Annotated in this window: 23 protein-coding genes and 1 pseudogene; 6 read left to right on the top strand and 18 right to left on the bottom strand. The window is 73.1% G+C overall.

Going from position 1 to position 24,005, the window contains the following annotated elements:
• Window positions 1–3 precede the first annotated feature (3 nt).
• Window positions 4–474 carry a cyclic nucleotide-binding domain-containing protein gene (locus NMK34_RS12565; RefSeq protein WP_013285560.1) on the bottom strand — a complete coding sequence of 157 codons (471 nt, stop codon included), beginning with the start codon at window positions 472–474 and terminating at the stop codon, window positions 4–6.
• Between the two features lie 159 nt (window positions 475–633).
• Here NMK34_RS12565 and NMK34_RS12560 point away from each other — a divergent pair, with 159 nt between their 5' ends.
• Together NMK34_RS12560 and NMK34_RS12555 are read left to right on the top strand one after the other, a co-directional pair.
• Complete coding sequence (locus NMK34_RS12560; RefSeq protein ID WP_318333518.1) at window positions 634–1,485, top strand: universal stress protein; 852 nt, start codon at window positions 634–636, stop codon at window positions 1,483–1,485.
• Window positions 1,486–1,556: 71 nt separating this feature from the next.
• Window positions 1,557–2,441, top strand: coding sequence for a universal stress protein (locus tag NMK34_RS12555; protein WP_318333517.1), 885 nt, complete (start codon window positions 1,557–1,559; stop codon window positions 2,439–2,441).
• A gap of 191 nt (window positions 2,442–2,632) precedes the next feature.
• On the opposite strand, the gene NMK34_RS12550 is transcribed toward NMK34_RS12555, so the two are convergent.
• Both NMK34_RS12550 and NMK34_RS12545 read right to left on the bottom strand, forming a co-directional pair.
• A complete protein-coding gene (locus tag NMK34_RS12550) occupies window positions 2,633–3,259 on the bottom strand; it encodes a CE1759 family FMN reductase (protein ID WP_318333516.1) in 627 nt (208 codons plus the stop codon).
• Window positions 3,256–4,356: an LLM class flavin-dependent oxidoreductase gene (locus tag NMK34_RS12545; protein ID WP_318333515.1), complete on the bottom strand. Its 1,101-nt coding sequence runs from the start codon at window positions 4,354–4,356 to the stop codon at window positions 3,256–3,258. The genes NMK34_RS12550 and NMK34_RS12545 overlap by 4 nt, the downstream gene beginning before the upstream one ends.
• A 139-nt stretch (window positions 4,357–4,495) precedes the next feature.
• On the opposite strand from NMK34_RS12545, the gene NMK34_RS12540 reads away from it, so the two are divergent.
• The 3 genes from NMK34_RS12540 (at window position 4,496) to NMK34_RS12530 (ending at window position 6,140) form a co-directional block, all read left to right on the top strand.
• On the top strand, window positions 4,496–5,134 hold the full coding sequence (locus NMK34_RS12540) for a DNA-3-methyladenine glycosylase (protein ID WP_318333514.1): 639 nt from the start codon (window positions 4,496–4,498) through the stop codon (window positions 5,132–5,134).
• Window positions 5,135–5,289: 155 nt separating this feature from the next.
• Window positions 5,290–5,715, top strand: a complete 426-nt coding sequence (locus NMK34_RS12535; protein ID WP_013285554.1) for a hypothetical protein — start codon at window positions 5,290–5,292, stop codon at window positions 5,713–5,715.
• A gap of 71 nt (window positions 5,716–5,786) precedes the next feature.
• Window positions 5,787–6,140, top strand: a complete 354-nt coding sequence (locus tag NMK34_RS12530; RefSeq protein ID WP_318333513.1) for an MmcQ/YjbR family DNA-binding protein — start codon at window positions 5,787–5,789, stop codon at window positions 6,138–6,140.
• A gap of 48 nt (window positions 6,141–6,188) precedes the next feature.
• Here NMK34_RS12530 and argH read toward each other — a convergent pair whose 3' ends face one another.
• From argH to NMK34_RS12465, 13 genes and pseudogenes are all read right to left on the bottom strand, one after another.
• On the bottom strand, window positions 6,189–7,652 hold the full coding sequence (gene argH / locus NMK34_RS12525; protein WP_030271078.1) for an argininosuccinate lyase: 1,464 nt from the start codon (window positions 7,650–7,652) through the stop codon (window positions 6,189–6,191).
• Window positions 7,653–7,666: 14 nt separating this feature from the next.
• A complete protein-coding gene (locus tag NMK34_RS12520) occupies window positions 7,667–8,872 on the bottom strand; it encodes an argininosuccinate synthase (RefSeq protein WP_318333512.1) in 1,206 nt (401 codons plus the stop codon).
• Window positions 8,869–9,381: an arginine repressor gene (locus NMK34_RS12515; RefSeq protein ID WP_013474917.1), complete on the bottom strand. Its 513-nt coding sequence runs from the start codon at window positions 9,379–9,381 to the stop codon at window positions 8,869–8,871. The genes NMK34_RS12520 and NMK34_RS12515 overlap by 4 nt, the downstream gene beginning before the upstream one ends.
• On the bottom strand, window positions 9,378–10,304 hold the full coding sequence (gene argF, locus NMK34_RS12510) for an ornithine carbamoyltransferase (RefSeq protein WP_013474916.1): 927 nt from the start codon (window positions 10,302–10,304) through the stop codon (window positions 9,378–9,380). The genes NMK34_RS12515 and argF overlap by 4 nt, the downstream gene beginning before the upstream one ends.
• Window positions 10,301–11,575, bottom strand: a complete 1,275-nt coding sequence (locus NMK34_RS12505) for an acetylornithine transaminase (protein ID WP_318333511.1) — start codon at window positions 11,573–11,575, stop codon at window positions 10,301–10,303. Before NMK34_RS12505 ends, argF begins: the two co-directional genes overlap by 4 nt.
• Window positions 11,572–12,459: an acetylglutamate kinase gene (gene argB, locus NMK34_RS12500; RefSeq protein WP_318333510.1), complete on the bottom strand. Its 888-nt coding sequence runs from the start codon at window positions 12,457–12,459 to the stop codon at window positions 11,572–11,574. Before argB ends, NMK34_RS12505 begins: the two co-directional genes overlap by 4 nt.
• Complete coding sequence (locus tag NMK34_RS30910) at window positions 12,456–12,617, bottom strand: hypothetical protein (RefSeq protein ID WP_412098976.1); 162 nt, start codon at window positions 12,615–12,617, stop codon at window positions 12,456–12,458. The genes argB and NMK34_RS30910 overlap by 4 nt, the downstream gene beginning before the upstream one ends.
• An 11-nt stretch (window positions 12,618–12,628) precedes the next feature.
• Window positions 12,629–12,868: pseudogene (locus NMK34_RS12490) on the bottom strand (acetylglutamate kinase); the annotation flags it as partial.
• Window positions 12,865–14,037: a bifunctional glutamate N-acetyltransferase/amino-acid acetyltransferase ArgJ gene (gene argJ / locus NMK34_RS12485; protein ID WP_120570482.1), complete on the bottom strand. Its 1,173-nt coding sequence runs from the start codon at window positions 14,035–14,037 to the stop codon at window positions 12,865–12,867. The pseudogene NMK34_RS12490 and the gene argJ, both read right to left, overlap by 4 nt.
• The gene (gene argC / locus NMK34_RS12480) at window positions 14,034–15,035 is read right to left on the bottom strand and encodes an N-acetyl-gamma-glutamyl-phosphate reductase (protein ID WP_318333509.1); all 1,002 of its coding nucleotides are present in this window, start codon (window positions 15,033–15,035) and stop codon (window positions 14,034–14,036) included. Before argC ends, argJ begins: the two co-directional genes overlap by 4 nt.
• 135 nt (window positions 15,036–15,170) lie before the next feature.
• Window positions 15,171–15,818: a hypothetical protein gene (locus NMK34_RS12475; RefSeq protein ID WP_318333508.1), complete on the bottom strand. Its 648-nt coding sequence runs from the start codon at window positions 15,816–15,818 to the stop codon at window positions 15,171–15,173.
• A 167-nt stretch (window positions 15,819–15,985) separates the two neighbouring features.
• Window positions 15,986–18,244: a hypothetical protein gene (locus NMK34_RS12470; protein WP_318333507.1), complete on the bottom strand. Its 2,259-nt coding sequence runs from the start codon at window positions 18,242–18,244 to the stop codon at window positions 15,986–15,988.
• Complete coding sequence (locus NMK34_RS12465; protein ID WP_318333506.1) at window positions 18,241–19,044, bottom strand: hypothetical protein; 804 nt, start codon at window positions 19,042–19,044, stop codon at window positions 18,241–18,243. The genes NMK34_RS12470 and NMK34_RS12465 overlap by 4 nt, the downstream gene beginning before the upstream one ends.
• A 174-nt stretch (window positions 19,045–19,218) precedes the next feature.
• Here NMK34_RS12465 and NMK34_RS12460 point away from each other — a divergent pair, with 174 nt between their 5' ends.
• Window positions 19,219–20,103, top strand: coding sequence for a Crp/Fnr family transcriptional regulator (locus NMK34_RS12460; protein WP_318333505.1), 885 nt, complete (start codon window positions 19,219–19,221; stop codon window positions 20,101–20,103).
• 70 nt (window positions 20,104–20,173) lie between these two features.
• On the opposite strand, the gene pheT is transcribed toward NMK34_RS12460, so the two are convergent.
• Together pheT and pheS are read right to left on the bottom strand one after the other, a co-directional pair.
• Window positions 20,174–22,759, bottom strand: a complete 2,586-nt coding sequence (gene pheT, locus NMK34_RS12455) for a phenylalanine--tRNA ligase subunit beta (protein ID WP_318333504.1) — start codon at window positions 22,757–22,759, stop codon at window positions 20,174–20,176.
• 26 nt (window positions 22,760–22,785) lie between these two features.
• Window positions 22,786–23,847, bottom strand: a complete 1,062-nt coding sequence (pheS, locus tag NMK34_RS12450; protein WP_318333503.1) for a phenylalanine--tRNA ligase subunit alpha — start codon at window positions 23,845–23,847, stop codon at window positions 22,786–22,788.
• Window positions 23,848–24,005 lie beyond the last annotated feature (158 nt).

Genomic DNA, 24,005 nt, shown 5'->3' with positions numbered 1-24,005 from the left:
GGTTCAGCTGGCCGCGGCCGTCGGGTAGCCGTACAGGTCGAGCAGCCGGACCCGGGACGCCTGGAGCCGGTCCACCACCACGCTCATGAACCGGGTGGTGAGCTGACGGCCGAGCGTGTCGTCGGACTCCATCAGCCGGCGTACCCCGTCGGCGTCGAGTTCGACGGCGGTGCTGCGCTGGGTGGCGACCGCGCCGAACTGCCAGCGGTACGGCGGGAACAGCCAGGACCAGCCGAGCACGCCGCCCGGCCCGATCGTCTCGATGCCCACGTCGCCGCGGCCCGGCACCGGGAAGTCCAGCGCCACCTGGCCGCCGCGGACCAGCCAGAACCGGTCGGCCGGCTGGCCGGCGCGGAACAGCCGGTGCCCGGGATGCCAGACCACCGGACGGGCGTAACCGGTGAGCCGGGGCAGCCACTCGTCGGGCAGCCCGGCAAGGAAGGGGTGGACGCGGAGCATCTCCAGCGGGGTCATCGCGCCTCCAGGGTCGACAGGAGGGGAGCACTGGCCTCCATTCCACCTCGCCACCGCCCCGGCCGGTAGGGGCCGATGGTCCCGGCCGTGCCGGGCGGATCGACTCTGCCCAGTTGGGAGCCGTCGGCGCAGGCTGAGGGGGAACCGAAGGAGGACGTGATGACCGACAGAACCGGTGCCCCCGTCGTGGTGGGCGTGGACGGCTCCCCGTCCGCGCTGGACGCGGTACGGCTGGCCGCACGCGAGGCGGTGCTGCGGCACCGGCCGCTGCGGGTGGTGAACGCCTTCCTGTGGCCGCTGGTCGGCACGCCGCTGGGCATGGTCGCCCCGGTGCTGCCCGACATCGAGCTGCGCCAGGAGGCCGGGAAGCTGGTCGAGGAGGCGGTGGACGAGGCCCGCAAGGTCGACGCGGAGCTGGCGGTGACCGGTGCGGTCGTCGACGGCGGGCCGGTGGCGGTGCTGCTGCGGGAGAGCCGCGACGCCGCGCTGCTCGTGCTGGGTCACCGGGGACTGGGCGGCTTCGCCGAACTGCTCGTCGGCTCCGCCGCGGTGCAGCTCTCCGCCCGCGCCGACTGCCCGGTGCTCGTGGCCCGGGGTGAGGCCCGCGCCGACGGCCCGGTGGTGGTCGGCGTGGACGGCTCCGCGCTGTCGGACGAGGCGGTCGGTTTCGCGTTCGCCGAGGCCGCGGCGCGCGGCGCCGAACTGGTCGTGGTGCACGCCTGGCTGTACCCGCAGGAGCTGCGCGCCGACGAGCAGCGGGTGTTGGCCGAGGCCGTCGCCGGCTGGGCCGAGCGCTACCCGGAGGTCACGGTACGGCCGAAGCTGGTCTCCGCCGCCACGCCCGCCCGGGTGCTGGTCGAGGAGTCCGTCGGGGCGCAGCTGACCGTGGTCGGCGCGCACGGACGGGGTAGCCTCGGCTCGCTGCTGCTCGGCTCGGTCAGCCACGCCGTGCTGCACCACTGCCACAGCCCGCTCGCCGTCGTCCGGCACCGCGGGGGCCGGGACCGCTGACCCCGGTTCGGCGGTCCCGGCGCCGCCGGGACCGCCACAATGGCCTGAGCCGACCGGAGGGAACAGACCTGATGAACCGACCCGTCGTGGTGGGAGTGGACGGATCGCCGTCCAGCCTGGCCGCCGCCGATCTGGCCGCCGCGACCGCCGTGGCACGTTCCCGGCCGCTGGTGCTGGTGCACGGCTACCTGCACCCGATGGGCTACGGCGTGCCGCTCAACCCGTACGACCTGGGGGTGCCGGCGCCCACCGCGGAGTCGGAGAAGATGCTGGAGTCGGTCGCCGCCGACCTGGCCGAGCGGCACCCGGGCCTGCGGGTGCAGGTACGCCAGGTCGCCGGCGGCCCCGGCGCCACCATGGTCGAGGAGTCCCGCCGCGCCGAGCTGGTCGTGGTGGGCAGCCGGGGCGTGGGCGGCTTCGCCGGCCTGCTGCTCGGCTCGGTCAGCGGGCAGCTCGCGCAGCACGGGCACTGCCCGGTGCTGATCGTCCGCCCGGAGGAGCAGCCGATCCCGGTGGACGGTCCGGTGCTGGTCGGCGTGGACGGTTCCGACTCGGCCGCGTACGCGATCGAGCTGGCCGCGGACGAGGCCGACCGGCGTGACGCGGAGCTGGTGCTGATGCACGTGCGGTCGCCGGAACGCGGCGCGGTGGCGCCGGAGGTCGCGGCGGAGGCCTCCACCGCCGCGCGGGCCGAGGCGGCCGGACTGCTGGCCGAGGCCGCGGCCCGGGTCCGGGCGGCGCACCCGGGCCTGCGGGTGACGGAGCGGGCCGTGACCGCCGCCTCGCCGGAGACCGCGCTCCGGGAGGCCAGCGGCGAGGCGTCGCTCGTGGTGGTCGGTTCCCGGGGCCGGGGCGGCTTCGCCGGGCTGCTGCTCGGCTCGGTCAGCCAGGCGCTGGTCCAGCATTCCCACTGCCCGGTGCTCGTGGCCCACCGGCCCGAGCCGGCCGACGACTGACGCGCCGCGCGGCTGGCAGGGTCCGGTCCGGTCCGCCGAGCCGCCCGGCCAGAGGGATGTCCTGCAAGCGTTATGACTGAGAGGCATACTTATGCCTCTCAGTCATAACCGGTTTCCGGTGTGGTTCGCTGGCGACGGCTACGCCCGGTAGCGGGCGCCTCCGCGCCGATCCGCCCGGCGTCAGGACGGCGTCAGGACGGGTCGCGGCCGGCGAGCAGCTCGGCGAAGTCGGTGGTGAGCGCGAACGGGTCGGCCGGGCCGGTCGCGGGCGGGCGGCGGTCCACCTGCTCGGCCAGCTCGGCGCCGGCCCGGCGGATCCGGGACCGCAGCGCGCTGTCGCCGTCGTCGCCGGCCCAGTCCTCCGGCGCGGCGAACACCGCCGTGGGCAGCGTCGCCGCCCGCAGGTACGTGAACATCGGCCGGACCGCGTGCTCCAACGCCAGCGAGTGCCGGGCGGTGCCGCCGGTCGCCCCGAGCAGCACCGGCTTGCCGGCGAGCGCGTCCCGGTCGACCACGTCGAAGAACGACTTGAACAGCCCGTTGTAGGACGCGTTGAAGATCGGCGTCACCGCGATCAGCCCGTCGGCAGCGGCCACCGCGTCGAGCGTCCGGCGGAGTGCGGCCGGCGCGAAGCCGGTGAGCAGGTGGTTCACCACGTCGTGGGCGTGCTCGCGTAGCTCGACCACGCGCAGTTCCACAGTGGCGCCGCGGCCGGCCAGCTCGTCGCGGGCGGCCGCGGCGAGCTGGTCGGCGAGCAGGCGGGTCGACGACGGCTGGCCGAGACCGGCCGAGACGACAGCGAGGGTACGGCTGGTCATCGCTGCTCCCCGGCGGCCGGGGCGGCGTCGCGGGCGGTGAGCAGGCTCGCGTGGGTGGGCGCCTCGGGAACGTGCGCGGGACGCAGCGAGTCGAACTCCTTGCGCAGCACCGGGACCACCTCCTCGCCCAGCAGGTCGAGCTGCTCCAGCACCGTCTTCAGCGGCAAACCGGCGTGGTCGATCAGGAACAGCTGCCGCTGGTAGTCGCCGACGTACTCGCGGAAACCCAGCGTGCGGTCGATGACCTGCTGCGGGCTGCCGACGGTCAGCGGCGTCTCCCGGGTGAACTCCTCCAGCGACGGGCCGTGCCCGTAGACGGGGGCGTTGTCGAAGTAGGGACGGAACTCGCGTACCGCGTCCTGGGAGTTGCGCCGCATGAAGACCTGCCCGCCGAGGCCGACGATGGCCTGGTCCGGCGAGCCGTGGCCGTAGTGCGCGTACCGCTCCCGGTAGAGGCCGACCATCCGCTGGGTGTGCTCCTTGGGCCAGAAGATGTGGTTGGCGAAGAAGCCGTCACCGTAGTACGCGGCCTGCTCGGCGATCTCCGGGCTGCGGATCGAGCCGTGCCAGACGAACGGCGGTACGCCGTCGAGCGGGCGCGGGGTCGAGGTGAACGACTGCAGCGGCGTCCGGAACCGGCCCTTCCAGTCGACCACGTCCTCGCGCCACAGCCGGTGCAGCAGGTCGTAGTTCTCGATGGCCAGCGGAATGCCGTTGCGGATGTCCTGCCCGAACCACGGGTAGACCGGGCCGGTGTTGCCGCGGCCCATCATCAGGTCCACCCGTCCGTCGGCCAGGTGCTGGAGCATCGCGTAGTCCTCGGCGATCTTCACCGGGTCGTTCGTGGTGATCAGCGTGGTCGATGTCGACAGCAGCAGCCGTTCGGTACGCGCGGCGATCCAGCCGAGCATGGTGGTCGGCGACGACGGCACGAAGGGCGGGTTGTGGTGCTCGCCGGTGGCGAAGACGTCGAGGCCGACCTCTTCGGCCTTGAGCGCGATGGCGGTCATGGCCTTGATCCGCTCACGCTCGGACGGCAGCCGCCCGCTCGTGGGGTCGACGGTGACGTCACCGACGGTGAAGACTCCGAACTGCATGACCAGCTCCTCGCGTGGGGTCCGGACCGGTCGGCCCGGGATCGCTCCTCACAACATATTTGACGAGTCAACTATTCCGGTGACCGCCCGCCCCGGCGTGGCCCGGATCACGCGCCGCCCACCGACTACCCTTGCCGCGATGACGTACCCCTGGCTCGACGCACCCGCCGCGCAGATCGCCGACACCGCGCGGACGCTGCTCGGCTGGACCGTGTCGGCCGGCGGCGTCACCATCAGGCTCACCGAGGTCGAGGCGTACGCGGGCACCGGCGAGGATCCGGCGTCGCACGCCCACCGCGGGCCGACGCCGCGCAACAGGGTCATGTTCGGGCCCGCCGGGCACGTCTACGTGTACTTCGTGTTCGGCATGCACTGGTGCGCGAACATCGTCTGCGGTCGCGACGGCGAGGCGGCGGCGGTGCTGCTGCGCGCGGGCGATGTGGTCGACGGCGTCGAGATCGCCCGCGAGCGCCGGCCGCGCGCCGCCGACCGGGAGCTGGCCCGCGGGCCGGCCCGGCTGGTCACCGCGCTCGGGCTCGGGCGGGACGCGAACGGCACCTCGGCGATCGACGGCAGCGGTCCGCTGCTGCTGACGCCACCGGCCAGCCCTGTCGACCCGGCGCGGATCGTCGCTGGGCCGCGGGTCGGGGTCGCCGCCGCGCACGACCTTCCGTGGCGGTTCTGGCTGGCGGGCGAGCCGAGCGTGAGCGTCTACCGGCGGCACACCCCGCGGCGCCGGCCCGCTCCGGCCGTCTCCGCGCGGAACTCGCCCGCCTGAATCGGCCGTTCCGGGCAACCCGGGACACCCCGCGGCGCGTCTGTGGTGGCATGACGCGCCGATTCTTCACCACACGTTGAGAGCACGGTGTTTTACACGAAGGGCTTTCAACGGGGTGTTGACAACAGGTCATTCTTAGGTGTGGGATGGACGGCATGGTCACCGTGGACAACGACCCGTTCACCGCTCCGGATGCTGCCCAGGCCCGGGCGCACCGCAACTACGCGGCGCTGCTGCGGATCGCCGAGCGGCACGCCGGCACCAACTCCCGCCGCCGGCGCTACGCCCACCCCGACGTGCCCGACGCGTACGAGGCGGCCACGCTGGTGATGGCGCTCGCCGGAGGCGCCGAGCTGGACGAGGGTGAGGAGCCCGTCGACCAGGCCGACCTGATGGCCGCGCTGACGCTCATCCCGCACGTGCGGGCCGAGGTGGACGCGCTGGAGGCCGGCCTGTTGCAGGTGGCCCGCGGGCGGGGCATGACCTGGCAGGCGATCGCCTTCGGGCTGGGGCTGGGCAGCGCCCAGGCGGCCCGGCAGCGTTACGAGCGGCTCACCGTCCGCACCGGCACCGGCGACTGACCGGCGGCGCACGGCGCGGGCTGTCACAGCGGCGGGCGAGACTGTGCCGGACGACGGCACGGGAGGACGCGATGACGCGCGAGGAGATGCTGGCCTACTGCCTGGCCAAGCCGGGAGCCTGGCTCGACCAGCCGTGGGAGGGCGACGAGGTGGTGAAGGTGGGCAGCCGCATCTTCGCGTTCCTCGGCTCCCCCGACGGCGAGGCCCGGCTCGGGGTGAAGTGCGGGGCGTCCCGGGAGGTGGCCGACGAGTGGCTGCACCGGTTCCCGGCCGACGCGCGCCCCTCCCCCTACATCGGCCGGTCCGGCTGGAACACGCTGCGGCTCTCCGGCGGCATCCCGGACGACGAGCTGATCGAGGCGGTCGACGGGTCGTACGACGCGGTGGTCGCCAAGCTCCCGAAACGCGAGCGCCCCACAGGTTGAACGGTGTGATCCGGGGCAGGCGGGTGCCTACCCCGGATCAGCGGTGGCTCAGCGGGGTACGACCCGCTCGGCGGCCCACTCCCGCCAGCCGGTCAGCTTGTCCGCCGCGGCGGCGAGCTGGTCGGCGACCGGGCCGGGGCCGGTGGATCCGGGCGTGATGCGGGCGGCCAGCGCCGAGCGCACCGAGAGCACGTCGCGCACCGACGGGTCCAGGTGCTCGCTGACCGCGGCCAGGTCGGCGTCGGACACCTCGTCGAGCGCGCAGTCGCGGGCCGCGCAGAGCGCCACCAGCTTGCCGGTGATCTCGTGCGCGTCGCGGAACGGCACGTTGCGCCGGACCAGCCAGTCGGCGACCTCGGTGGCGAGCGAGAAACCCGACGGGGCGCTCGCGACCAGCCGGTCCACCCGGACCGTCATCGTGGAGATCATCCCGGCCAGCGCGGGTAGCAGCAGCTCCAACGTGTCGACCGCGTCGAACGCCGGCTCCTTGTCCTCCTGCATGTCCCGGTCGTACGTCATGGGCAGGCCCTTGAGCATGGTGAGCACGCTCATCAGGCCGCCGACCAGGCGGCCGGATTTGCCCCGGGCCAGCTCGGCGATGTCCGCGTTCTTCTTCTGCGGCATGATCGACGAGCCGGTGGCGAAGGCGTCGTCCAGCTCGACCCAGCCGAACTCCTGCGACGTCCAGAGCACCACCTCCTCGCCGAGGCGGGACAGGTGCACGCCGATCATCGCGGTGACGAACAGGAACTCGGCCACGAAGTCGCGGTCGGCGACCGCGTCCATCGAGTTGGCGAACGAGGTGCGGAAACCCAGCTCCTTGGCGACCGCCACCGGGTCCAGCGGCAGCCCCGAGCCGGCCAGCGCGCCAGCGCCGAGCGGGCTGATCGCGGTCCGCTCGTCCCAGTCCCGCATCCGCTCCAGGTCGCGCAGCAACGGCTGCACGTGGGCCAGCAGCCAGTGCCCGAACGTCACCGGCTGGGCGTGCTGCAGGTGCGTCATGCCCGGCGCGGCGGTGTCCACGTGCCGCTCCGCCTGCTCCACCAGGGCCTCGGCCAGCTCGACCAGCCGGGCCGCCACCCCGCGGGCGTGGTCGCGCAGGTAGAGCCGCAGGTCGGTGGCGACCTGGTCGTTGCGGGAACGGCCGGCGCGCAGCTTGCCGCCGAGGCTGCCCAGCCGCTCCAGCAGGCCACGCTCCAGCGCGGTGTGCACGTCCTCGTCGTCGACGGTCGGGCGGAAGGCGCCGGAGGCGCACGCCGCTTCCAGGTCGTCCAGCGCGGCCAGCATCCGGCCCAGTTCGTCCGGGTCGAGCAGGCCGGCGCCGGCGAGGACCCGGGCGTGCGCCCGGGAACCGGCGATGTCGTACGGGGCGAGGCGCCAGTCGAACTGGACGCTCACTGACAGCCGCGCGAGCGCCTCGGCGGGACCGCCGGCGAACCGGCCGCCCCAGAGGCTCGTCCGGTTGGCGGGGGCGCTGTTCTCGGTCAGGCTCTTGTCGTCCACCCCACCCATTGTGGTGCCCCCCATCAGGCCCCTCCCATCCGGGCGTCCCGTTGCGCGGCCATCGTGCTGGGTAGTCCCCACAGTCGTACGAATCCCTTCGCCAGCGACTGGTCGAACGTGTCGCCGGTGTCGTAGGTGGCGAGGCCGACGTCGTAGAGGCTCGCCTCGGAACGCCGGCCGGTGACGACCGCCCGGCCGCCGTGCAGGCGCAGCCGCACCTCGCCGGTGACGTGCCGCTGAGCCTCGTCGATGAACGCGTCCAGCGACCGCTTCAGCGGCGAGAACCAGAGCCCGTCGTAGACGAGTTCAGCCCAGCGCTGGTCGACGCCGCGCTTGAACCGGGCGAGATCCCGCTCGACTGTCACCGCCTCCAGCTCCTGGTGGGCGGTGATCAGGGCGAGCGCGCCGGGCGCCTCGTACACCTCGCGGCTCTTGATGCCGACCAGCCGGTCCTCGACCATGTCCAGCCGGCCCACGCCGTGCGCCCCGGCCCGCCGGTTCAGCTCCCGGATCGCCTCGTAGGGCGTGACCGTCTCGCCGTCGATCGCGACCGGCACGCCGCCGTCGAACGTGATCACCAGGTCGTCCGGGTCGCGTTCCGACGCCGGGTCCTCGGTGTACGCGTAGAGATCCTCGACCGGTGCGTTCCAGATGTCCTCCAGGAAGCCGGTCTCCACGGCGCGGCCCCACAGGTTCTGGTCGATCGAGTACGGCGACGCCGCCGACACGTCGATCGGCAGCCCCTTCTCCTCGGCGTACACGATCGCCTTGTCCCGGGTCCAGGCGAAGTCCCGGGCCGGCGCGACGACAGCCAGGTCCGGCGCGAGGGCGGCCAGGCCGACCTCGATCCGGACCTGGTCGTTGCCCTTGCCGGTGCAGCCGTGCGACACGATCGTGCCGCCGTGGGCACGCGCCGCCGCGACCAGGTGCTTGACGATCAGCGGCCGGGACAGCGCGGACACCAGCGGGTATCGGTCCATGTAGAGGGCGTTGGCCCGGATCGCCGGCAGGCAGTAGTCGGCGGCGAACTCGTCGCGGGCGTCGACCACCTCGGCGTCGACGGCGCCGCAGTCGAGCGCGCGCTGCCGGATCACTGCCATGTCCTCGCCGCCCTGACCGACGTCGACGGCGACCGCGATCACCTCCGCGCCGGTCCGCTCGGCCAGGTACGGGATGGCGACCGAGGTGTCCAGGCCCCCGGAGTACGCGAGCACGACCCGCTCGGTCACGAGGTGCCCCCTTCGGCTGTGTCGTCGCGGCGGGCCCACGCGGCGAGCCGCTCACCCAGCGCGGCGCCGCCGTCGGCCTCGCGGGCCACGACGAGGATGGTGTCGTCACCGGCGATGGTGCCGACGATCTCGGACAGGCCGGCCCGGTCCAGTGCGCTGGCGAGGTACTGGGCGGCGCCCGGCGGGGTGCGCAGCACCGCGATGTTGCCGCTGGAGTCGACGCCGTTCAGCAGTTCACGCAGCAGCCGGACCAGCCGGGCCGGCGCGCCCTCGGCGTCGCGCAGCGGCCGGTGCCCGTCCTCCGGGATCAGGTAGACGCCCCGCCCGTCGCCGCCCCGCGCGGTCACCGCTCCCAGTTCCTTCAGGTCCCGCGACAGGGTGGCCTGGGTGACCTGGATGCCGTCCCCGGCGAGCAGGTCGGCCAGCTCGGTCTGCGAGTGGATGGGGGTGTCGCGGATCAGCTCGACGATGCGGGCGTGCCGCGCGGCGCGGGTCAGCGGAGCGGTCATGCGGATTCCTCCAGGAGAAACGTCAGCAGCGCCTTCTGGGCGTGCAGCCGATTCTCCGCCTGGTCGAACACCGCGCTGTGCGGGCCGTCGAGCGCCTCGTCGGTGATCTCCTCGCCCCGGTGGGCGGGCAGGCAGTGCAGCACGATCACGTCGGCGTCGGCGTGGCCGAGCAGCGCGGCGTTGACCTGGTACGGCAGGAACGGGGTGATCCGGTCCAGCCCGTCGTCCTCCTGCCCCATCGACGTCCAGGTGTCGGTGGCGACGACGTGCGCGCCGCGTACCGCCTCGACCGGGTCGGTGAACAGCTGCACCGACCCGCCGGTGGTGGCGGCGATCTTCTCGGCGCGGGCCACGATCTCCGGGTCCGGCTGGAACCCGTCCGGGCCGGCGATCCGCACGTGCATCCCGGCGGTCGTCCCGGCCAGCAGGTACGAGTGCGCCATGTTGTTCGCCGCGTCGCCCACGTACGTCACGATCCGCCCGGCGGTGCCGCCGAAACGCTCCCGCACGGTGAGCAGGTCGGCCAGCAGCTGGCAGGGGTGGTACGTGTCGGTGAGCGCGTTCACGACGGGCACCGTCGCGTGCTCGGCGACCTCGGCGATCCGGTCGTCGCCGTGGGTACGCAGCACGATCGCGGCGACGTAGCGGGACAGCACCCGGCCGGCGTCGGCCAGCGTCTCGCCCCGGCCGAAGTGGGTGACCTGGGTGTCCACCACGAGCGGGTGCCCGCCCAGCTCGGCGATGCCCACGTCGAACGAGATCCGGGTGCGCAGGCTCTGCTTGTCGAACAGCACCGCTACCGACTTCGGCCCGGTCAGGGGCTGGTGCGCGTACCGGTCGGCCTTCATCCGGGCGGCGAGGTCGAGCACGGCGGCCTGCTCGGCGGGCGTGAGGTCGTCGTCGCGCAGGAAGTGGCGGATCATGCGGGAGCCTCCGTCGGGGTCGTGGCGTCGGGCGCGGCGGTGCCGGCGGAGGGGCCGGGCACGGCGGCCTCGGCCGGTGCGGCGGTGCCGGTGGTGGAAGGTGCCGGCGCGGCGGCGGACAGCGCGGCCGGCAGCGCGGCGAGGAACGCGTCGGCCTGGGCGGCGGTGAGGATCAGCGGCGGGGCGAGCCGGACCACGTCCGGCTGCACCGGGTTGACCAGGAAACCCGCCTCGCGCAGCGCCGCCGCGGCGGCAGCGGACACCGGCTGGTCGAGCACGACGCCGAGCAGCAGCCCGGCGCCGCGCACCTCGCGGACCAGCGGGTGACCGAGCGCCTCGACGCCGCGCCGCAGCCGCTCGCCGACGCGCTTGACGTGGTCGAGCAGGCCCTCGTGCGCGATCGTGGAGACGACGGCGAGCGCGGCGGCGCAGCTGATCGGGTTGCCGCCGAACGTGGTGCCGTGCGAGCCGGGCGTGAGCAGGTCGGCGGCCCGGCCGAAGGCCAGGCAGGCACCAAGCGGCAGGCCGCCGCCGAGGCCCTTGGCGAGCGTGACGACGTCCGGCTCGACGCCCTCGGCCTGGTGGGCGAACCAGTGGCCGGTGCGGCCGACCCCGGTCTGCACCTCGTCCAGCACCAGCAACGCGCCGTGCGCGGCGGTGATCCGCCGGGCCGCGGCCAGGTAGCCGGGCGGCGGTACGACCACGCCGTTCTCGCCCTGGATCGGCTCGATGATCAGCATGGCCGTGTCGTCGGTGACGGCCTCGGCCAGCGCGTGGGCGTCGCCGAACGGCACGTGCGTCACGTCGCCGGGCAGCGGGCGGAACGGGTCGGCCTTCGCGGGCTGCCCTGTGAGCGCCAGCGCGCCCATGGTCCGGCCGTGGAACCCGCCGTGGGTGGCGACCACGTGCCGGCGGCCGGTGAGCCGGGACAGCTTGAACGCGGCCTCGTTGGCCTCCGCGCCGGAGTTGGCGAAGAACACCCGGCCCGGGCGGCCGGCCAGCGCGAGCAGCAGCTCGGCCAGCGCCACCGGCGGCTCGGCGACGAACAGGTTCGATACGTGCCCGAGCGTCGCCACCTGCTTGCTGACGGCGGCAACCACCGCCGGGTGGGCGTGGCCGAGCGCGTTGACGGCGATGCCGCCGAGCAGGTCGACGTACTCCCGGCCGGTCTCGTCGACCACGACGGCGCCGGAGCCGGAGACGAGCGCCAGCGGCGGCGTGCCGTAGTTGTCCATCATGGTGGCGTTCCACCGCTGCACCAGCGTGCTCATGAGTCGATCACCATGGTTCCGAAGCCCTCCGACGTGAACACTTCCAGCAGCGTGGAGTGGGCGACCCGGCCGTCGACGACGTGCGCGGCCGGTACTCCCCCGCGCACCGCCCGCAGGCAGGCCTCCATCTTCGGGACCATGCCCGACTCCAGGGACGGCAGCAGCTTCGCCAGGTCGTCCGCGGTGATCTCGCTGACCAGGCTGGACGTGTCCGGCCAGTCGGCGTAGAGGCCGGGCACGTCGGTCAGCACGACCAGCTTGCGGGCGTCCAGCGCCACCGCCAGCGCGGCGGCGGCGGTGTCCGCGTTGAGGTTGTGCAGCACCCCGTCGACGTCCGGCGCGACTGTCGAGATGACCGGGATCCGGCCGGCCTCGATCAGGTCGGTGACCGCCGAGACGTTCACCGACTCCACGTCGCCGACCTGGCCCACGTCGACCGCTTCCCCGTCCACGTACGCCTGGCGGCGCACCGCCGTGAACAGTCCGGCGTCCTCGCCGGAGAGGCCGACCGCGTACGGGCCGTGCGCGTTGATCAGCCCGACCAGTTCCCGGCCGACCTGACCGACCAGGACCATCCGGACCACGTCCATCGCCTCCGGGGTGGTGACCCGCAGGCCGCCCCGGAACTCGCTGGCGATGCCCAGGCGGCCGAGCATGGCGGAGATCTGCGGGCCGCCGCCGTGCACCACTACGGGCTTGAGGCCGGCGTAGCGCAGGAACACCATGTCGGCGGCGAACGCCCGCTGGAGTTCGGGGTCGACCATGGCGTTGCCGCCGTACTTGACCACGACCGTGGCGCCGGAGAAACGGGCCAGCCAGGGCAGCGCCTCGATCAGCGTGGCGGCCTTGGCCTGGGCCCGAGTGAGGTCAGCACTCAAGTTCATGTGGAATAGGCCGAGTTCTCGTGGACGTACGCGTGGGACAGGTCGTTGGTCCAGATGGTGGCGGCGTCGGCACCGGAGAAACGGGCCAGCCAGGGCAGCGCCTCGATCAGCGTGGCGGCCTTGGCCTGGGCCCGAGTGAGGTCAGCACTCAAGTTCATGTGGAATAGGGGCGGCCGAGCATGGCGGAGATCTGCGGGCCGCCGCCGTGCACCACTACGGGCTTGAGGCCGGCGTAGCGCAGGAACACCATGTCGGCGGCGAACGCCCGCTGGAGTTCGGGGTCGACCATGGCGTTGCCGCCGTACTTGACCACGACCGTGGCYCCGGAGAAACGGGCCAGCCAGGGCAGCGCCTCGATCAGCGTGGCGGCCTTGGCCTGGGCCCGAGTGAGGTCAGCACTCAAGTTCATGTGGAATAGGCCGAGTTCTCGTGGACGTACGCGTGGGACAGGTCGTTGGTCCAGATGGTGGCGGCGTCGGCACCGGCGTGCAGGTCGATCCGGACCGTGACGCCGCGGCCGGTGAGGTCCACCTTGGCGCGGTCCTCGGCGGCGGCGCCGCCCCGGCACACCCAGATGCCGTTGACCGCGACGTCCACGCCGTCCGGTTCGAACACGGCGGCCGTGGTGCCGACCGCGGCGAGGATCCGGCCCCAGTTCGGGTCGTTGCCGAACAGCGCGGTCTTCACCAGGTTGTTGCGGGCCACCGTGCGGCCCACCTCGACCGCGTCGTCCTCGCTCGCCGCGCCGACCACCTCGATCGCGACCTCCTTCGTCGCGCCCTCGGCGTCGGCCAGGAGCTGCTGGGCCAGGTCGTGGCAGGCGGCGGTGACCGCGGCGGTCAGCTCCTCGGCGGTCGGCTCGATGCCGGAGGCGCCGCTTGCGAGCAGCAGCACCGTGTCGTTGGTGGACATGCAGCCGTCGGAGTCGATCCGGTCGAACGTGATCCGGGTGGCGGCGCGCAGCGCGGCGTCCAGGGCGTCCGGCCCGGCCACCGCGTCGGTGGTGAGCACGCAGAGCATGGTGGCCATGGCCGGGGCGAGCATGCCCGCGCCCTTGGCCATGCCGCCGACGGTCCAGCCCGTACCCTGCGCCACCGTCGTCTTGGGGCGGGTGTCGGTGGTCATGATGGCCTCGGCGGCCGCCGGGCCGCCGTCGCGGGACAGGCCGCGCACCGCCTCGCGTACGCCGGGAAGCAGTTTGTCCATCGGCAGCCGCTCGCCGATCAGGCCGGTCGAGCAGACCGCGACCTCGCCCGCGCCGACGATGAGCCGCGCGTTCGCCGCGGTGATCGCGGCGGCGGTGTGCTCGGCGGTGGCGTGGGTGTCCTGGAAGCCGGCCGGGCCGGTGCAGGCGTTCGCACCGCCGGAGTTGAGCACCACGGCGCGCACGACGCCGCCGTGCACGACCTGCTGGCTCCACAGCACCGGCGCGGCCTTGACCCGGTTGGCGGTGAAGACGCCGGCCACGCCGGCGTCCGGGCCGTCGTTTATGACGAGGGCGACGTCGGCGGCGCCGGAGGACTTCAGTCCGGCCGCGACACCTGCGGCGCGGAACCCACGGGGGACGGTGACGCTCACGGGGCCACTCCAAACACGGACAGACCGGTGGTCTCGGGGAGACCCACCATCAGGTTGGCGTTCTGCACGGCCTGGCCGGCCGCGCCCTTGCCCAGGTTGTCGATCGCGCTGACCACGATCACCCGCCCCGAGTCGACGTCCACGGTCGCCTGGAGGTGGCAGGAGTTCGAGCCGGCGGTGGCGGCGGTGTGCGGCCACGCCCCCTCGGGCAGCACGTGCACGAACGGCGCGTCGGCGTACGCGGCGGCCAGCACCGCGCGCGGGTCGGCGTCGCCGGTGGGCACCGCGGTGACGGTGGACAGGATGCCCCGGGGCATCGGCGCGAGCACCGGGGTGAAGGACAGGCCGGTCGCGCCGGTGGCCTGCTTGATCTCCGGCACGTGCTGGTGCGCACCCACCTTGTAGGGGGTCAGATCGCCCATCACCTCGCTGCCGAGCAGATGGGCCTTGGCGGCCCGGCCCGCGCCGGAGGTGCCGGAGGCGGCGACCACCACCACGTCGTCGGGGCGTACCGCGCCGGCCGCGATCAGCGGCGCCAGCGCCAGCGTGGTCGCCACCGCGTAGCAACCGGTGCTGGCCACACGCGTCGCGGCGGCGATCTCGGCCCGCTGCCCGGGCAGCTCGGGCAGCCCGTAGGTCCAGGCGCCGGCGTGCTCTCCGCCGTAGTAGCGGCCCCAGGCGGCGGCGTCGCGCAGCCGGTGGTCCGCGCCCAGGTCGACCACCGTGACCGTTTCGGGCAGCGCCGCGGCGAGCGCCGCGGACTGCCCGTGCGGCAGGGCCAGGAAGACCAGGTCCGCGTCGGCGAGGGCCGCCGGTTCGGTGGCGGCGAACACGAGGTCGAGGCCCGCGAGATGCGGGTGTACGGCGGTGACGGGCTGGCCGGCCTGGCTGTGCGCGGTGGCGGCGATCAGCTCGAACTCGGGGTGACCGGCGAGCAGGCGCAGCAGTTCGCCCCCGGCGTATCCACTCGCCCCGGCCACGGCAACCCGAATGTCCATACCCACCTCCGCATGACTATGCAGAGGAGGTTACCAGCGGCAAGGCGAGCAGTGCAAGTTCATGCAGCATACTGCATGAAGCTGCGGCTGGGCCGGCCCTTCCGATCCCGCCCAGGAAGGTCCGGCCCAGCCAGATCAACCTCGTTCGACGAGCCCGTGCTGACGCTCATAGGTGCGGAGTGCCGCATCCCAGGCCTGGGTGTACTCCGATGGGCCCATGTTCAGGTCGTTGTGACCCCGGACCGCCTCCCGGAGCAGTTCCACCAACTCCGGCACGGTCTCCCGGCGCTCTGCCACGTACCGACGGAACACCTCGGCGAACTGCTCCCCGGTCAGCCGGGCGGCATGCATCGTCACCGGGTCACCGTCGAGATTCTGGAGCACCGCGCACCACCGTCGGGTCAGGTCATCGGCTTGACGGGCCCTGACCTTCTGCAGCTCGTGGTCGCACTCCAACTTGATCCGGTCCTCCCAGTACGGCCGCAGCCGCTCGCGGACCCGCTCGTCGGGGCTGACACGGACCTGGGCGGTGAAGGAGGGGGCTGTCCCCTGCCGGGGCCAGCGCTGGCCGGACAGATGCGCGTTCAGGGCCTGCTCCAGCTCGTGGGAGCGGTGCGGCTCATGCCGCCGGGCCAGATCGACCGCTTGTTCCCGGAGGATGCCGCACGCCCACGTCAGGTAGCCCTCGGCCCGGAACCGCAGGTCCTCGAACGTCATCCGGTGCGCCGTCCAGACGTAGACGGCGTACAGGCGGAAGTCGAAGGCGTCACCTTTCGCCGGCACCAGGAGGGGCTGCGGAACCTCCTGGCGAAACGACACGGCGACGGGAGCAGGCGGGACCGGGGAAGCGACGGTCGACGGGGCGGGCGGGAAGACGGTGTGCCACCAGCGGCGTGCCGGCTGGTCCGGAGCGGAGGAGGGGGTGCTCGAAGGCGCTGCGGGAGGGGTGGTCATTTCTGTTCCTCGTTCGTGAGTCGTCGTACGTCGTCGAGTAGGGAGTTGCCGGGCATCAGGGGCTGCCAGACGTGCTGAATCTGGTGGTCCAAGCGGCGCCGGAGGGGCTCTCGGCCGGCCACCACGGCCGTGAGCAGCTGTCCGCAGTACATCGCCACCTCAGGCTGTCCGTCCGCGCGGCTGAGCCAGAAACCGAGCGTTCGCCAGGCGCGAAACGCGGTTCCCGGGATGGCGAGCGCGGCGGCCCAGCAGGTGGCCAGATCCTGTAGTTGGACGGTGCCGCGCCGTGTCAGGTCGAGCAGTTCGGGCCAGTGTTCCCGCGGCACGGGTGACCACCGGTCGGCCAGGATCCGCAGCGCCCGGCCGGCGTGCAGGCGCACCTCCGGGTGGGTCGAGACGGCCCACTCCGCCAGCGTGGCCGTCACCTCCGCGGCGTGCCCTGCGTCGTACACCTCCACGAGGCCCCGGACCACGGAGTTGTGCCAGCGCTGCATCCGCGCCTCCGCCACCTGACGCAGGTGGAGCAGCGCGCTCTCGGGCCAGAGACGAGCGAGGCCGAGAGCGTAGGCCCGAGCCACGGTGTCCCGGCGGTGCGCCGTGCCACTGTCGGCCCAGCGGTCCAACTCGGCGCGAAGCCGATGACGCAGCGAGGGCTGCATGGCCATCGCGACCAGAGCGATAGCCGCCGTCTGACGCACACCGGCGCGTCGTTCCCGTGCCAACTCGTCCACGGCTAGCAACGCGGAGCGCACCGCGAGACTTGCCGACCAGCCGATGGCGCCCGCTGCGGCCTGCCGGACGCCGGGCACGTCGCTGCGGGCGAGATCAACCCACCACCGCAGAAGCCGCTCCGGGTGCCACCAGTCCTGCCAGGCGACCTCCAGGAGGCTGGAGCGAAGTGCGTCGTTGGCCGGGATGAACTCCACTCGTCGCCCGCCCGGCACTCGATCGTCGTCGACCACCCGCACCGCCTGACGAAGTTCGGGCCCCATCAACTCGTCATGCGCGGACCCGCGGCCAGGCATGACCGCCTGCGGCAGGTCGTCCGCCGCAAGCCCGGTCAACAATCGTGCGGCGTGGTGGACCTCCGACACCGGCTGGCCGGCGAGTACCGCGCAGGACAGGCGGAACGCACGACGATCGCCGGCAGCCCAGAACTCCGACGGATGCTGCCCGTCGGAGCAGTCGAGAATGCGAGCCGCCCGCTCCCGCACCTGCCCCGGCAGCAGGCGCTCCAACCGCTGCGTCAGATCCACGCCGTTCACGGGGTTGCGGGCGATGGACTCCACCAAGCGGACCACCTCGCCCGGGCGCGGATCGCCGCGCAGGTAGGCGATCATCAGCGGGTGCCCGACGGCTTCGTCCTCGACATAGCGATCGACGCACGCTCCGACGCACTCGTTGCCACATCGCCCGACGCACCGGCCGCGCAGATGCCGCCGTAGTTGGGCCCGGAAGACATCCGCAGCGCCGGGAGGCCGATGCTCGACGATCTGGTCGGTGAACTCCCGGCCCCGCGACTGGAAATCACCGACGAGCACCACCGTGCAGCCCACCGCCTCGGCCCGAGCTGCCGCGCCGACCAGGGTCATACCGTCCAGGTCCCGGATCGCCGCGTCGCCCAAGGGCAGGACGTAACCGTGCCCGGCTCGGAGGATGCCGGCGGTCCGGATCAGATCTCCGAGGCTCTCCACGTGGATCAGGCCCACCCGGTCGTAGCCGTGCCGTCTGGCGGAGGCCAGACATGCGGCCGTGTAGCGGCCCGTACCTTCCGGTCCGGAGAGACACAGCAGCCCTCGGCGCTTGAGCCGCCGGTCGAGGTACTGATCGCTCGACGCCGGCGCGTACCCGTCCGCGGACTGTCGGACTGTGGCTCCACTCAACGTCTCCGACCAGCTCCGGCCGTCCCCGACGCCGGCCATGGTGACGTGCATCGCGCCGATGGCGGTGGCTCCGGTCCCGGTCGCGTTCTGGCCCTGAACGTGTACATCCCCGACCTCGATCCCCGCCGGTGCGCCGAGCAGCGCGGAGAGCCGGCCGATGATCTCGCGCGGGTCGAGTGACGGATCGTCCTCCGTCTCCTCCGTCTCCTCCGTCTCCTCCGCGAGGCCTTGCTCATCCGCAGCCGACGGATCGGCGCCGGGGCCGACCCCGTCGATCGTGGCGCGTACAGCCTCTCCGCCGTCATCCGGGTGGACCGGCGGGACCGGCACCGGGGCACCGTCGGTCTCCGGCGGGGGCGCGGGGGCGATCATCGTTCGGTCCCGTCCCGATCGATGATCGCGTCGCGGCCGACCGATCCGATCGCCGTCGCGTTCGGGCCGACAGCGCTCTGCCCGCGGACCTGGAGGCTGCCGATCCGGATGCCGGCGTCGCCGGAATGCGGCGGTTCGACCGAACGGCCGATGGAGGCGGACTCGACGTCGCCTGCCGGGTCTACCGTTCGCGGTTCACCGACCGGCAACGACGACATGTCCTCGTCGACCACGTAGAGCCAGGCGATCTCCTCGAAGCCCTTGTCCGGGTGGCTCACCCGAACCTTGCGAAACCGCTCGGGCCGCATCTCCTCGGGGTACTCCTGGACGACGTTCCGGTAGATGTCGTCGGAGACGACGAGCGCGACTCCAGCGTCCGGGAAGGCGGCAAGAGCGCGCTTCAGCGGAGCGGAGTCGCAGAGCCGGCAGACGAGGACGACTGCCGAACCCGGGAAGCCGTTCGCGCCGTCCAGGTGTACGAGGCCCTGATGGACGGCCACCCGCAGCCGGATCCGCGCCGCCGGCACCCGGCTGACGTTGTACGCACGCAGCCGTCGGTTGAGCTCCGGGACGAATCGGCCGATGATGAGCGCCTCGTGGGCGTCTCGCGGGAGAATCGCCAATTCCCCGTCACCGGCCTGCTGGGTATGCCACTGCGTCCGGTCCAGTCCGACCAGCGCGGCGGCCTCATGCAGGAGGCGCCGGAACTCCTGCTGCGCCTCGTACTGCTGGACGTTGCTGCGGCGGCTGTACCGCTCCATGTCCACGCTGATCAACATTCGTCGCTCGGGATGGTGCATCCGGTGTCGCCCCTTCGTCACTCACCCGCCGGAACGGCGGGACCACAAGGGACATCGAATCCGGGTCGCCCGAGCCGCACCCCGTAGAAGTACGGCATCCGCCGTGCCTGTCCGGAACCGGTCTTCCCGCCTTCGTCCGGGATTCGGCAGGAGGAGCCGCGATGGACTGGACGCATGATCGACGTCCTCAGCGAGTTGCTTCTCGACGCGGGCTGGCACCCGGCGGCAGTGCTGTCCGTGGTGGCGATCTACGTCGGGGCCGCCGCACTGTTGCGCCGCGTGTCGCGCTCCGCTCAGCTTCGGCTACGCTTCGACGGTCTTCGCTGGCTGGCGAGAATGGGGTTGTCGATGCGTCGAGGGGCACCGCCCCAGGCCGAGTGGCCGTACGGGACCTTCCTCCGGCGGCTGCGCCCCGCAGATCGGGAGATCGTCCTGGGTCTCGGTGTCCGACGCCAGGTACCCGCCGGTCAGATCCTGATCCACGAGGGCATCCGGGAATCGCACCTGGTGCTCTTGGAGGAGGGGTTGACCAAGGTGACGGCGAGCCTCCCCGACGGTCGGTCGGCGCTGCTCTCACTGCGCGTCGGTGGTGACCTGGTCGGTGAGATGTCCGCCCTGAACGATCAACCCCGCTCGGCCACGATCACCACCTGCGGCCCCACGCGGTACAGCGTCATTCCCAGAGACCGGTTCACCCGATTCCTCAAGGAGCACCCCGAATCCGCGCTCGAACTCGCGGCGATGGTGGCGGATCGGCTGCGCTGGTCCAACCGGCGCCGCATCGACTTCACCTCGTACCACGTGAAGATCCGCGTGGCCCGGGTGATCGCGGAGCTGTGCCGGACGCACGGTCGGCGGAGTCCGGAAGGCGTGGTCATCGACGTCCGCCTGACCCAGCCGGAGCTCGCGACGATCTGCGGTGCGGCGGAGACATCGATTCAGAAGGCCCTGCGCGAGCTCCGCGCTGAGCGGCTCGTGGACACGGACTATCGGCGGATAACGGTCCGGGATCTGCCAGGCCTGCGAGGTCTCGGCGAGTTGCCTTCCGACGACGAGTAAGCCGTACGGTCGACGGCTGTTAAAAGGGGCCCCCTCCTCTACCGGAGGCGTTAAGAGGGGGCCCCTCCTTTCATGCGCCGCGCAGGGTGGCGCCGAAGCGCTCGGCGGCGACCGCCACCGCCGCGTCGCGCGCCGCCACCGCCTCCTCGCCCGCGAGGGTCCGGTCCGGGGCGCGGAACGTCAGCTTGTACGCCAGCGACTTGCGTCCCTCGCCGAGCTGCTCGGACGTGTAGACGTCGAACAGCCGGACGTCCTCCAGCAGCGCGCCCGCGCCCTCGATCAGCGCGGCCCTTACCTCGGCGGCCGGCACCGTGTCGTCCACCACCAGCGCCACGTCGATCAGGGCCGGCGGGAACGTGGAGATGGTCGGCCCGGCGACCAGGGGGGCGGCGGGCAGCGCGTCCAGGTCCAGCTCCATGGCGCTGGTACGCCGGGGCAGCTCCAGCGCGGCCAGCACGGCCGGGTGCAGCTCACCGGCGTGGCCGACGACCACGCCGTCCACCACCAGTTCGGCGCAGCGGCCCGGGTGCCAGGGTGCCCGCTCGCCGGCCCGTACCGTCACCCGGTCGGCGGGGATCCCGGCGGCGTCGAGCACCGCCCGGCCCGCCTCGACGGCGTCCGCCCAGCCGGCCGTGCGGCCCGCGCCCCACCAGCCGGCCGGTTCGATCTCGCCGGTGAGCGCCACCGCGACGTGCCGGGGCTGGGCGGGCACCACCGCGTCGGCGGCGGCGAACTCCTCGTCGGTGGGCCGCCGGTCCACGCCCATCGCGGGCGGGGCGCCGGCACCGGGGCGTGGGTGGAAGACGGTGCCGATCTCGTAGATCGCCACGTCCCGCTGGCCCCGGCCGACGTTGCGCTTGACGATGCCGAGCAGCGGGCCGAGCAGCGTGGTGCGCAGCAGCGGCTCCTCCTCCGACAACGGGTTCGCCAGCCGTACCGCGGGGCGGCGCGGGTCGTCGGCGGGCAGGCCGAGCTGGTCGACCAGTTCCGGCGCGACGAACGGCTGCGCCAGCACCTCGACGTAGCCGCGCTCGGCGAGCGAGCGGGCGACGGCCCGGCGGCGCTGCTGCTGCCAGGTCAGGCCCCGGCCGGGCGGCGCGGTGGGCAGCACCGACGGCACCCGGTCGTAGCCGTCGAGGCGTACCACCTCCTCCACCAGGTCGGCCGGGTCGGTCAGGTCGGGACGCCAGCTCGGCGGCGTCACGGTCAGCACCTCACCGGCACCCGAGCCGGCGGCCGTGCCCACCGTGCCCGGGTCCTCGGCGAGCCGGTCGGTGCCGCGGGTGACGGTGCAACCGACCTGCTCCAGCAGCTCCACCACCCGGTCCGGCGAGTACGTCACGCCGACGCGCCGCGACGGCAGGTCCACCGGCAGCGTCACGGGCGTACGCGGCGCGACGTGGTCGATGTCGAGCACCTCTTCGCCCGCTGTGCCGCCGGCGAGGTCGGTGAGCAGCCGGACCGCCTTCTCCAGCGCGACCAGCGGCAGCGCCGGGTCGACGCCCCGCTCCCACCGCTTCGCCGCCTCGCTGAACAGCTTGTGCCGCCGCGCGGTACGGCCGACGGTGGCCGGATCCCAGTGCGCCGCCTCGAACAGCACGTTCGTGGTGGAGGCGAGCACCTCGCTGGTCTCGCCGCCCATCACCGCGGCGAGCGAGATCGGGACGCCGGCGTCCTCGCCTGCGAGGGCGTTGGGCAGCCCGGCGTCGCAGATCACCAGGTCCTCCGCGGACAGCGTGCGGCTGACCCCGTCCAGGGTGGTCAGCTTCTCCCCCGCCTCGGCACGGCGCACCACGAGCGTCCCGGCGATCCGGTCCGCGTCGAAGGCGTGCATCGGCTGGCCGAGTTCGAGCATCAGGTAGTTGGTGATGTCGACGGCGAGCGAGATGCTGCGCACCCCGGCCACCGTGAGCCGCTGCCGCATCCAGCCGGGCGTCTCCACCGTCGGGTCGACGCCGCGCACCATCCGCGCCGCGAACCGGTCGCAGCCGACCGTGTCGCGGACCTCCACCGGGTACGCCGGCTCGGCGGTGGCACCGGGCGCGGGCGCGTCGGCCGGGTCGCGGAACGGCACGCCGAGCGCGTGCGACAGCTCGCGGGCGATGCCGCGCACGCTCAGCGCGTACCCGCGGTCCGGGGTGATCTCCAACTCGACCACGACGTCGTCCAGGCCGACGACGGGCCGGGCGTCGTCGCCGGGCTGGGCCTTGACGTCCTCGGGCAGCACGACGATGCCCGAGTGGTCGTCGCCGAGGCCCAGCTCCTGCGCCGAGCAGATCATGCCGTGGGAGTTGCGCCCGTACGTCTTGCGCGCGCCGATCGCGAACCCGCCGGGCAGCACGCCGCCGGGGAGGATCACCACGACCTTGTCGCCCACGGCGAAGTTCCGCGCCCCGCAGACGATCTCCTGCGGCTCACCGGTGCCGTTCGCGGCGCCGACGTCGACCCGGCAGAAGCGGATCGGCTTCTTGAAGCCGGTCAGCTCCTCGATCTCCAGGACCTCGCCGACGACCAGCGGGCCGGTGACCGACTCGCGCAGGTCCACCACGGACTCGACCTCGATGCCGAGGTCGACCAGCGCCTGCTCCAGGTCGCCGGTGGGCAGGTCGGCCGGCAGGTCCACGTACTCCCGCAGCCAACTGACAGAGACTCGCATGACTGTTAAACCACCGTTCCCGTAGCTCAGGCGCCGAACGCGCGGGTAAACCGCACGTCGCCCTCGGCCATGTCCCGCATGTCACTGACGCCGTGCCGGACCATCACGGTCCGGTCGATGCCCATGCCGAACGCGAATCCGGAGTAGACCTCCGGGTCGATGCCGCAGGCGCGCAGCACCCGCGGGTTGACCATGCCGCAGCCGCCCCACTCGACCCACTGCGGACCGTCCCGGTGCTCCGGGAACCACACGTCGAACTCGGCCGACGGCTCGGTGAACGGGAAGTAGTGCGGCCGCCAGCGCGTCTTCGCACCCTCGCCGAACATCGCCCGGGCGAAGTGGTCGAGTGTGCCGCGCAGGTGCGCCATGGTGATGCCCTTGTCCACCACCAGGCCCTCGACCTGGTGGAACACCGGCGCGTGGGTGGCGTCCAGCTCGTCGGTGCGGTAGACCCGGCCGGGCACCACCACGTAGATCGGCGGCTTGCGGGTGAGCATGGTGCGCGCCTGCACCGGTGACGTGTGGGTGCGCAGAACAAGGCCCGAGCCCTCGGGTGCGATGTGGAACGTGTCCATCAGGCCGCGTGCCGGGTGGTCGGCCGGAATGTTCAGCGCGTCGAAGTTGGTCCACTCCAGCTCGACCTCGGGGCCCTCGGCCACCTCGTAGCCCATGCCGATGAACAGGTCGCTGATCTGCTCCATCAGCACGCTCAGCGGGTGGCGGGCACCGCGCGGCCGGCGGTCGTACGGCAGGGTCACGTCGACCCGCTCCTCGACCAGCACCCGCGCGGCCCGTTCCCGGTCCAGGATCTCCTGCCGGGCGGTGTACGCGGACTCGATGGCCCGGCGGGCCTCGTTGACCCGCTTGCCGGCGTCGGCCTTCGCGGCCGGCGGCAGCGCGCCGATCTCCCGGCGCGCCAGCGACACCGGGGACCGGTCACCGAGGTGCGCGGGGCGCAGCGCGGTGAGCGCGTCCGGGTCGGCGGCCCCGGCGAACGCCTTCTCGGCGTCGGCCACGGCCCCGGCCAGGGCGTCCGGGTCGAGCAGGGCGACCTGCTTCGGGTCGTACGGATCGTTGCGGTAGCTCATGGTGAACGGGCACTCCCTCACGGCGGCGCCGACCCTCGCGGGGTGGCTAGGCGAGTCTACGGACGCGCGGCTTCGCCGCAGCCCGCCGGTGGGGAGTCGTGCAGGGGGAAGGGTCAGGCCCGCCGCCCGCCGACACCGGCGGGCTGGCTAAACGAACG

Origin of the sequence: Micromonospora sp. BRA006-A (assembly GCF_033433935.1) — a bacterium.
GTDB lineage: Bacteria > Actinomycetota > Actinomycetes > Mycobacteriales > Micromonosporaceae > Micromonospora > Micromonospora aurantiaca.
The sequence above is the reverse complement of the archived record's forward strand: the minus strand, read 5'-3'. Positions and strand labels throughout refer to the sequence as shown.